Annotated in this window: 11 protein-coding genes; 1 reads left to right on the top strand and 10 read right to left on the bottom strand. The window is 54.0% G+C overall.

Features of this window, described 5'->3' with window-relative positions:
* The first annotated feature begins 146 nt into the window (after positions 1-146).
* Positions 147-1,478: a deoxyguanosinetriphosphate triphosphohydrolase gene (locus ACT3T7_RS18250; RefSeq protein ID WP_444631898.1), complete on the top strand. Its 1,332-nt coding sequence runs from the start codon at positions 147-149 to the stop codon at positions 1,476-1,478.
* Between the two features lie 11 nt (positions 1,479-1,489).
* On the opposite strand, the gene ACT3T7_RS18245 is transcribed toward ACT3T7_RS18250, so the two are convergent.
* The 10 genes from ACT3T7_RS18245 to ACT3T7_RS18200 all read right to left on the bottom strand — a co-directional run.
* A complete protein-coding gene (locus tag ACT3T7_RS18245) occupies positions 1,490-2,398 on the bottom strand; it encodes a nuclease-related domain-containing protein (RefSeq protein WP_087109891.1) in 909 nt (302 codons plus the stop codon).
* A 57-nt stretch (positions 2,399-2,455) separates the two neighbouring features.
* Positions 2,456-2,830 carry a translation initiation factor Sui1 gene (locus ACT3T7_RS18240; protein ID WP_444631897.1) on the bottom strand — a complete coding sequence of 125 codons (375 nt, stop codon included), beginning with the start codon at positions 2,828-2,830 and terminating at the stop codon, positions 2,456-2,458.
* 2 nt (positions 2,831-2,832) lie between these two features.
* Positions 2,833-3,531, bottom strand: coding sequence for an HAD family hydrolase (locus ACT3T7_RS18235; protein WP_172118907.1), 699 nt, complete (start codon positions 3,529-3,531; stop codon positions 2,833-2,835).
* 218 nt (positions 3,532-3,749) lie between these two features.
* On the bottom strand, positions 3,750-3,917 hold the full coding sequence (locus ACT3T7_RS18230) for a hypothetical protein (RefSeq protein ID WP_319941298.1): 168 nt from the start codon (positions 3,915-3,917) through the stop codon (positions 3,750-3,752).
* 320 nt (positions 3,918-4,237) lie between these two features.
* Positions 4,238-5,302, bottom strand: coding sequence for a class II fructose-bisphosphate aldolase (fba, locus tag ACT3T7_RS18225; protein ID WP_172118906.1), 1,065 nt, complete (start codon positions 5,300-5,302; stop codon positions 4,238-4,240).
* Positions 5,303-5,368: 66 nt separating this feature from the next.
* A complete protein-coding gene (locus ACT3T7_RS18220) occupies positions 5,369-6,538 on the bottom strand; it encodes a phosphoglycerate kinase (RefSeq protein ID WP_172118905.1) in 1,170 nt (389 codons plus the stop codon).
* A 59-nt stretch (positions 6,539-6,597) separates the two neighbouring features.
* Positions 6,598-7,656: a type I glyceraldehyde-3-phosphate dehydrogenase gene (locus ACT3T7_RS18215; protein WP_444631896.1), complete on the bottom strand. Its 1,059-nt coding sequence runs from the start codon at positions 7,654-7,656 to the stop codon at positions 6,598-6,600.
* Positions 7,657-7,729: 73 nt separating this feature from the next.
* Positions 7,730-8,452: an LrgB family protein gene (locus tag ACT3T7_RS18210; RefSeq protein ID WP_172118903.1), complete on the bottom strand. Its 723-nt coding sequence runs from the start codon at positions 8,450-8,452 to the stop codon at positions 7,730-7,732.
* Positions 8,442-8,795 carry a CidA/LrgA family protein gene (locus tag ACT3T7_RS18205; protein ID WP_444631894.1) on the bottom strand — a complete coding sequence of 118 codons (354 nt, stop codon included), beginning with the start codon at positions 8,793-8,795 and terminating at the stop codon, positions 8,442-8,444. The genes ACT3T7_RS18210 and ACT3T7_RS18205 overlap by 11 nt, the downstream gene beginning before the upstream one ends.
* A 2-nt stretch (positions 8,796-8,797) precedes the next feature.
* Positions 8,798-9,176: transketolase-like TK C-terminal-containing protein (locus ACT3T7_RS18200; protein WP_444631892.1), on the bottom strand; the 379-nt coding region annotated here is incomplete at its 5' end.

The raw sequence follows: 9,176 nt of genomic DNA, 5'->3' as shown, positions 1-9,176 counted from the left end.
ATGTGTGGAAAATGAGATCTCATCTTAAAAGTGAATAGAAAGCGCTTAATTAGTTACCTGACTCCTCACAATTTACCCTTCACTATTCATAGCCTCACGTTAATCACCCAATCTGTGTCAAAATGCACTCATTAAGGAGGATTGCCATGACACAAATGCGCTGGGACCAGTTACTTTCCCCACGACGTCTGCACGATCAACGCCCGGATAACACGCGCGAAATTGGCCGTAGCCCCTTTCATAAAGACCATGACCGAATTGTTTTTTCAGGTTCCTTTCGCCGCTTGGGGCGTAAAACCCAGGTACATCCGTTAACTGAAAATGATCATATCCACACACGTTTGACTCACTCGCTGGAAGTGGGCTGTGTGGGCCGCTCTTTAGGCATGATTGTCGGTGAGCTGTTACATGATCGCCTGCCAGAATGGATTACGCCTGCTGATATGGGCGTTATCGTACAAACCGCTTGTTTGGGCCATGATATTGGTAATCCGCCTTTTGGTCATGCCGGAGAGTACGCGATCCGCGACTGGTTTCGCCGCGCACAAGGTAGCGGCTTGCTGGATGGCTTGTCAGAAGCCGAGCGGGAAGACCTGCTCACGTATGAAGGCAATGCGCAGGGCTTTCGTGTTATTACCCAGATCGAATATAACCAGTTTAACGGCGGTATGCGTTTATCGGCCGCAACACTTGGAACCTTGCTGAAGTACCCCTGGACCGTGCGCTATAGCGGGCGAGCGGGTAAGTTTGGCTGTTATCAGTCTGAACAGGCGCTCTTAAAAGAGGTCGCCGACGCAGTGGGTCTGCTGCCTCAGGGGGACCAGCGCTGGTGTCGCCATCCGTTGGCCTGGCTAGTCGAAGCGGCCGATGATATCTGCTATGCCCTGCTGGACCTGGAAGATGGCCTGGAAATGGGCATTCTAAGTTATGAAGAAGTCGTGGAAATCCTTCGTCAAGTGGCTGGGGAGTTTCCGCCTGAGTATGCGGATATGGAGGAGCGTCAGGTATCGCAGCGCCGACGTATTGCCCTATTACGCGGTGCTGCCATGGAGCGTGCGGTTAACGATGTCGGTGCGGTTTTTGTGCAGCATGAACAGGCGCTGTTAAACGGCACGCTAAAAGAGGATCTGCTTGAGCTGTGCCACCCGGATTTAGGCTGGGGCGTACAGGCAGCGAAGCAGCTGGCCCGCGAGCGTATTTTCCAAAATGAGCGTAAGGCCAAACTAGAGATTGGCGCCTACACCACTCTAGGCATTCTACTGGAGGCTTTTATTGGCGCCGCTCATGAGTTGCACCATACCGGACAGTCATCCTTCAAGCATCAGCGTGTACTGGCGCTAATAGGAGAGAATACGCCGCTGCCCTCCTGGCCGCTTTACGATAGCTATCGACGCATGCTGGACTTTATCGGCGGGATGACCGACCACTATGCAGTTGATCTTGCTCAGGAGATGGGGGGGCGTTTACGCGGCGATTAAGCAATAACGCATCAGACCGATGGCTGGCGGAGATGACGTAACTCTACCAGCCTCGCCCTTTCCATTAGCAAATAAATGATCTTGTCATGAATCGGATCGCTTAGCGTGCCAGGTTTGAGGTCAGTGAGCTGCTTGGCAAGCTGCTCTCCACTGACCACCAGCACATCGCCTGTTGCCTCGGTAGTGTCAATTTCCCAGCCGGGCAATACGAGCACGCCCCGTACGGGGACCGGCACACCGCAGCGCCGTTCAAGCCACTGCGTGAGCCAGCTAACGGCTTGACGTGTCTTGTGAAGAGGGCGGCGCTCATGCCAATGAGGAAAGCGTAAACGCTCGCGTTCAACCGCCACGGTATTAAGCTCTCGGCCGTCTGAGCCAATGGCTAATGCACGTGCCCGCGTTTCCAGCACGAACACACCATACGGCGTAACCACCACGTGATCGATAGTGAAACTGTCGGTTGGTACATCATGGAATACGTAGTAAGGATGCGCCTCAGGACGAATAAGCCGCTCAAGCTCTTGGCCAACCGCCAGTTCGCAAGCAAGACCAAGTTTTAGCCGCCGGATGCGCTGGTAGTCACGTATCAATAACAAGGAAAACGTTAACACAAGCAGGGTGCTTAACAGGCCATAGAGTGCCCACTCCACCCAATCTTGTTGACTGACAAACAACATTCTTCCCATGCCGTATACCAACGGGGCCAGGCTAATAATCGGACCTAAAGCACCATTTAAGAAAAGACTTGAGAAGGCCTGATCAAGGCGATGGCGTAATGCTTGCCCTGGTTCACGCAGTGGCGCATCAAAAGGCGACTCAACGCGCGCATCATGCAGGCTGCGCAGGGCTAATACGATGCCGCCCATCGCAGCCATGGGAAATAAGAAGATGAGCGGTAGCAGGTATTCCAGCCAAACCATTGCAGTGCCTTGCCTTTTAACGGCCTGCCTTATAGCAGGCCTGATGAGAGAAACGGATTAACCGCCAGCTAGCTTAACTTGATAACCTTGCGCGGTTAGTGCTTCTCGTAACGTATCTCGATGGTCGCCTTGAATCTCAATGATGCCGTCTTTGACGGCTCCGCCCGTGCCGCAGCGCTTTTTAAGCGTTTTCGTCAGCGCTTTTAGTTCCGCGCTGGGCAGTGGGATACCACTAATGGTCGTAACACCTTTACCTTTACGACCACTGGTTTCACGGCGAATGCGTACGACACCATCCAGCGCAGCAAGGCGTGCTTGCTCACTGTTTTCCTCACAGCTACAGGCATCCAGTGCCTCACGGCACTCCGGGCACGTTTTACCATGCTCCGTTGAGTATACAAGCCCACCAAGCTGGTCGCGTAAAGAGGCCATTGTCACCCTCCTACTGAGCGTTGTGGCATGGGGAGGCTCCAGGCTTTTTGGTAAAGGCGCTCAATAACGGTGGGTAGCTGGTACATATTACTAATCATGATAGCGTTTTCTGGCGTCTCTTCGGCATCGGGAAAGCGATTTAAATGAATGACCGTCATCCCGGCCTCAAGTGCCGCACGAACACCCACCAAGGCGTCATCAATTGCAATACAGTCATGCGCACTATAGCCCATGATACTGGCTGCGTGCAGATGCAAACAGGGTTCCGGCTTCCAGCAGTTAGCGGTATAGCCGCTAAACAGACGATGCCCAAAGTAATCGTTTAGGCCGGTGGCTTGAAGTGCCGTGCGAATTTTGGTTTCAGGACCGTTGGAAACAACGGCACTTGGATAGTCTGACAAGTTATCCAGCGCCTCTCTGGCGCCAGGTATTAGTGTCAGCTCTTCAGCAAGGCGGTTAGCCAGATTGGCCCGCATGGCGCCTTCCATGTGGGCGAGTTGGTCAGGGTCCACTTCGCCGTAGCGTTGTTGTAACTCGGTCACGATGCGTCGGAACCGGGCTCCCCGAAACTCACCAAGGTAGTCAGCTGGTACGAAGGGCAGTCCTATAGAGTTAAGCCCTATCGACATTTCTTCAGCTAAAAGAGGCTCGCTATCGACGAGGGTGCCATCACAGTCAAATAGCAAAAGTGGGAGCGGCATTGTGGTTCCTTGCAGCGACTTAAACGCTACCAGTGTTGGTTGAAGCCTACCAAATGCCTATTGAACGAGATTTTTAGGCTTTTGTGAACACTGTTTCGTAATTTTTTGTAGCGAGTGCCGCAATAAACCCGTTATGCACGATGCGTTAACGAAGAAATAGCGATAACCGGCGAGGCACCGTTATAGGCCAAGTGATAACGGGCCTGGGTCCGTTACGACTAGCGCGATAAACGGCGCGAATTGGCACTGCTACGCAGGTGATAAGGCTGCATAGCCTGACGGCTGGTGACCCACCAGGGCACATGTTGTCCGCTGAGCATATTCAGTAACGTTTTTTGCATGGCGAAACCCGCCTCCATACTGGCTTCAAGTTTCTCCGTCACCATACGCTGGTTCTCTTTCATCATGCTTGGGCTAAAAAACGGCTGCGTTTGCTATAGCTGATGACGTTGGTTGATCGTCGAAAGGGACGATGTCCAAAGCTCGAAGGCCATCAGGCCGACTTTCCAAGTAGCCATCATGGCGAAAGGAGGCATGGGAATTAAGGCAGTCGGTATCGCGTGCTTCATAAATTAGCTCCGAAGATAAACGTCTGCTCAGTGTTGGCTTCTTTATGCTGCGGCGCAATATTTGTGTGCATCGGCTGCGTGTTAACCACAAAAAAGACGACCAACTGGCCGTCTTTTAACCTACGTCATGCTTGAATTTATTTAACTTTCGGATCCAGCTCGCCACGCTCGTAGCGGTTGAACATCTCTTCAAGGTTGATCGGCTTGATCTTACTGGCGTTGCCCGCGGTACCAAAAGCTTCGTAGCGAGCGATACACAGATCGCGCATGGCGGTAACGGTTTCCTTGAGGAATTTGCGCGGATCAAACTCAGACGGATTCTGAGCCATAAAGCGACGTACGGCGCCGGTAGAGGCCAGGCGCAGGTCGGTATCGATGTTGACCTTACGTACGCCGTGCTTGATGCCTTCAACGATCTCGGAAACCGGCACGCCGTAGGTTTCCGGAATCTCGCCGCCGTACTGGTTGATCACCTCAAGCCACTCCTGGGGTACAGAAGAGGAGCCGTGCATGACCAGGTGAGTGTCTGGAATACGCGCGTGGATCTCTTTGATACGCTGAATAGATAGCGTATCGCCTGTCGGCGGCTTGGTGAATTTATACGCCCCATGGCTCGTGCCGATGGCGATGGCCAAGGCATCTACGTGGGTAGCTTTAACAAACTCGGCGGCTTCTTCCGGGTCGGTGAGAAGCTGTTCCATATCCAGCTTGCCTTCCGCACCAATGCCGTCTTCTTCACCGGCCATGCCGGTTTCGAGGCTACCCAGGCAGCCCAGCTCACCCTCAACGGAAACGCCACAAGCGTGGGCCATTTCAACGGTGCGACGTGTCACATCAACGTTGTAGGCGTAGTCGGTCGGTGTTTTGCCATCTTCACCCAGCGAGCCATCCATCATGACCGATGAGAAACCCAGCTGAATAGAGCGTTGGCACACGGCAGGGCTGGTGCCATGGTCCTGGTGCATAACGACTGGGATATGCGGGAACTCTTCAACGGCAGCCAGAATCAGGTGGCGCAGGAAAGGTGCGCCTGCGTATTTACGCGCGCCTGCAGAGGCTTGAACGATAACGGGCGAATCGGTCGCGTCAGCTGCTTCCATGATGGCGCGCATCTGCTCAAGGTTATTAACGTTGAACGCCGGAATACCGTAGCCATATTCGGCAGCGTGGTCGAGCATCTGACGCATGCTGATCAAAGCCATGGGGTCACCTTCTTTAGTTATCAGTGTGAACGAGTGCGAAAATATGCAGGTTCAATTCGTTTAATGTTAACCGCGTTTGGCGGCTGCTTCGAGCGCGGCAACGGCAGGCAGCTGCTTGCCCTCAACATATTCAAGGAAAGCACCGCCCCCGGTTGAGATATACGAGACGCGATCCGCAATCGCATATTTATCGATGGCGGCTAACGTATCACCCCCGCCCGCAATAGAAAATGCATTGCTATCGGCAATGGCCTGGGAGATAACTTCCGTGCCTTTACCAAACTGGTCAATCTCAAATACGCCCACTGGGCCATTCCATAAAATGGTGCCCGCGTCTTTGAGCATGCTGGCCAAATGAGCGGCGGTTTCAGGGCCAATATCCAGAATCATTTCATCGTCGTTAACCTGGTCGACTGGTTTAACCACCGCATCGGCTGATTCAGAAAATTCGGTCGCCACGACAACGTCGGTGGGTAATGGAATGGAGACTTTTTCCATCAGTGCCTTCGCTTGGGGAACCAGGTCGGCTTCATAGAGCGATTTGCCCACATTATAGCCTGCTGCGGCAATAAAGGTGTTGGCAATGCCGCCACCCACGATCAGTTGATCGCACTTGTCCGACAGCGAATTGAGCACATCAAGTTTGGTAGAGACTTTGGAGCCGCCCACAATCGCAGCCATGGGGCGCGCCGGATTAGCCAAGGCTTTTTCAAGCGCATCGAGCTCTTGCGCCAACAGCGGGCCCGCACATGCGCTGGGCGCAAAGCGAGCAACGCCGTGGGTAGAGGCCTGAGCGCGATGGGCGGTGCCAAAGGCATCCATTACAAATACATCACATAGCGCCGCGTACTGTTTGGCGAGCTGTTCTGCGTCTTTCTTTTCGCCCATGTTAAAGCGAACGTTTTCAAGCAACGCGACCTGACCATTTTCAAGTGTCGGCGGTGTCTCAAGATAGTCGCTGATCAGCTCGACCGGTTGGCCTAGCAGGTCGCTTAAATGTTTGGCTACCGGGGCGAGTGAGAACTCATCAGCGGGATCACCTTCGGTTGGGCGGCCAAGGTGACTCATCAGCATGACTTTAGCACCCGCTTTCATCGCCGCCTGAATGGTAGGCAGCGCCGCTTTCAGACGTGCATCGCTTGAGACATTGCCGTGCTTAATCGGCACGTTCAGGTCTTCGCGAATCAGTACGCGTTGCCCTTCCAAAGGCAGATCCATCATTTTTTGCACGTTCATGTGAGCGGTTTCCTCGTCTTCCAGGCGGTGAATCGGATAGTGATAGTTAGCCGGTACGACTAAGCGGCGCGCTCTCGGGAAAGCACGGCTAACCGTTGGGCAATATCGAGCATGCGGTTTGCAAAGCCCCACTCGTTATCAAACCAACATAAAAGTTTGATAAGGCGTTTTCCAGCGACGCGGGTTTGGGTCGCATCGAAAATGCCGGAATGTGGGTCGTGATTAAAATCAATGGAAGCCATGGGTGCTTCGGTGTAGCCCAGCACTCCCGAAAGACGTTGCTGGCTGGCGTGATGCAGCAGGTTATTGACTTCCTGGGCGCTGGTGTCGCGGCGTACGGTTAGCGCGGCATCCATCGCCGAAACATTAATGGTGGGAACGCGGACGTGTAAACACTCAAAACGGCCTTCCAGATGCGGCATCAAACGGCTGATGCCGCGCGCAAGCCCTGTGTCCACCGGCACAATGGACTGCATGGCCGAGCGTGTCAGGCGCAGATCGGTTTGGTGGTAAGCATCGATCACTGGTTGATCGTTCATCGCAGAGTGAATGGTCGTGGTTACCCCGTGCTCCAGCCCCAGCGCTTCGTCGAGTACGGTAAGCAAAGGAACCAAACAGTTGGTGGTACACGAGGCCGCCGATAGGATGCGCTGAGAGAGTGTCAGCTCGTGCTGATTAATTCCCCACACGATCGTTGCATCCACATCGTTTTCCGCTGGCTGTGAAAACAGCAGGCGTTTTGCGCCAGCGCTTAAATGCTGCTCGGCTGTTGTGCGATCTTTAAAACTACCTGAGCACTCAAGCACGAGGTCAACCTGCAGCGCTTCCCAGGGAAGTTGGCGTGGGTCTTTTTCACATAGCACCTGAATGCGTTGCCCGTTGACCACTAACGCTTCACCGTCATTCTCGACGTTTCCTGGAAAGCGACCATGAGTCGTGTCGTAACGGGTCAGGTAGGTAATCGTCGCGAGGTCAGAAAGCTCATTGATAGCGACGACCTCAATACGTGAGTCGCCACGCTCAATCAGTGCCCGCAATACGCACTGGCCAATACGCCCATAACCATTAATGGCGATGCGATAGGTAGGAGCAGTGTGTGTAGAGGCAGATGTAGCCATGTAAGAAAGCGGCTCTTGGAAGATGAATCAGTGACCGTCAATAAATAAAAAACATTCGCAATAATAGCGTATTTCAACCACCTGCGCCTATCAGGTGCCAAGCGAAAGGCAGCATTAGGGCGGTGAAAATGCCGGTAAGACTCATCCCAAGAGAGGCAAAGGCGCCTGCGGCCGGGCTGATTTCAAACGCCCTTACCGTCCCGATCGCATGGCCGTTTAGGCCCAGCGCAAAGCCGATAATGCGCTCGTCTTCAATATTTAAAAATCGTGCAGCAAGGCCGACGAATGCGGCAGTAGCCACACCGGTAATCAGCAGTGCGCCCAACAAGAGCGCCACCGAGCCGCCAATTTGCTCGGTAATGCCAATCGCGATAGGCGCCGTTACGGACTTTGCCGCAATAGAGGCGAGGATAAGGGGTGAGCTACCCAATACCCAGGCAATTAGCAGGGCGTAGCAAGCCGCCAGCGTGGCTGCAATCGGCAGGCAGATGGTAAGAGGTCGCCATAGTGCCCGAATATGCGGCAACTGCTGATAAAGCGGCATACCCAGCGCGACGGTCGCGGGCCCTAATAAAATGGTCAGCCAAGCGGCGTCCTGCCGATAGGTGTCATACGGCAGGCCAATGGCGGCAAGCGTGGCAGCAAGCAGAAGTGCAGCGATCAAAATAGCCGGCAGCCAGGTCGGCTTTTTTAATCGTTTGAAAATCAGGTTACCCAACAAAAATGCCGCTAACGTTAGCCCAACGGCAAACAGCGGCGTCGTACTTAAGGTGCTTAACAGGGCATTAGCGGACATGCATTTTTTCCATCAGGCACTTAAGTAGCCACAGCGTAGTGGTCACGCTTAATAGCGTACCCACAATCAGCGCACAAAGAATGGCTAGCCACTGGCCAGCAAGCTCATCAAGAATAAAAAACACGCCCACCACGCCCGGCATAATCAGCATGGCAAGCAGGCCGATTAATGGCTGCGCTGCGGCGGCAATTGTCGAAGGGACTCGCCCCCAAACGGCAAGCGTAGCGGTTAATAACAGCATACCGACAACGCCGGATGAAACCGGTAGACCGGTAACGTAAACCGTTACTTCACCGATCAACCAGTAACTCACTAGCCATAAAAAGCCATTAAGCGCAGGCATTGTTAGCCAAGCAGTTCATTGGCAGTGTTGAGGATATTCTCAACCGTAAAGCCGAAGTGCTTGAACAGCTCACCCGCGGGGGCGGACTCGCCGAACGTGGTCATGCCGATCACACGGCCGTCCAGACCCACATACTTGTACCAGTAGTCGGCATGCGAGGCTTCAATGGCAATGCGCTTGGTGACCGCCCTGGGCAGTACGCTTTCCCGGTACTCGGCGTCCTGACCGTTGAAGCGGTAGGTCGACGGCATGGAGACCACGCGTACTGCTTTGCCCTGCTTTTCAAGCTCGGCGGCGGCGTCCATGGCCAGCCCTACTTCCGAACCGGTGGCGATCAGGATCAGCTCGGGCGTACCGTCGCTGTCTTTTAGCACGTAACCA

The sequence above is a fragment of the Halomonas sp. 111 genome, from assembly GCF_052379685.1.
GTDB classification, from domain to species: Bacteria; Pseudomonadota; Gammaproteobacteria; order Pseudomonadales; family Halomonadaceae; genus Vreelandella; species Vreelandella citrativorans.
This window is presented reverse-complemented; position numbering and strand designations above follow the sequence as displayed.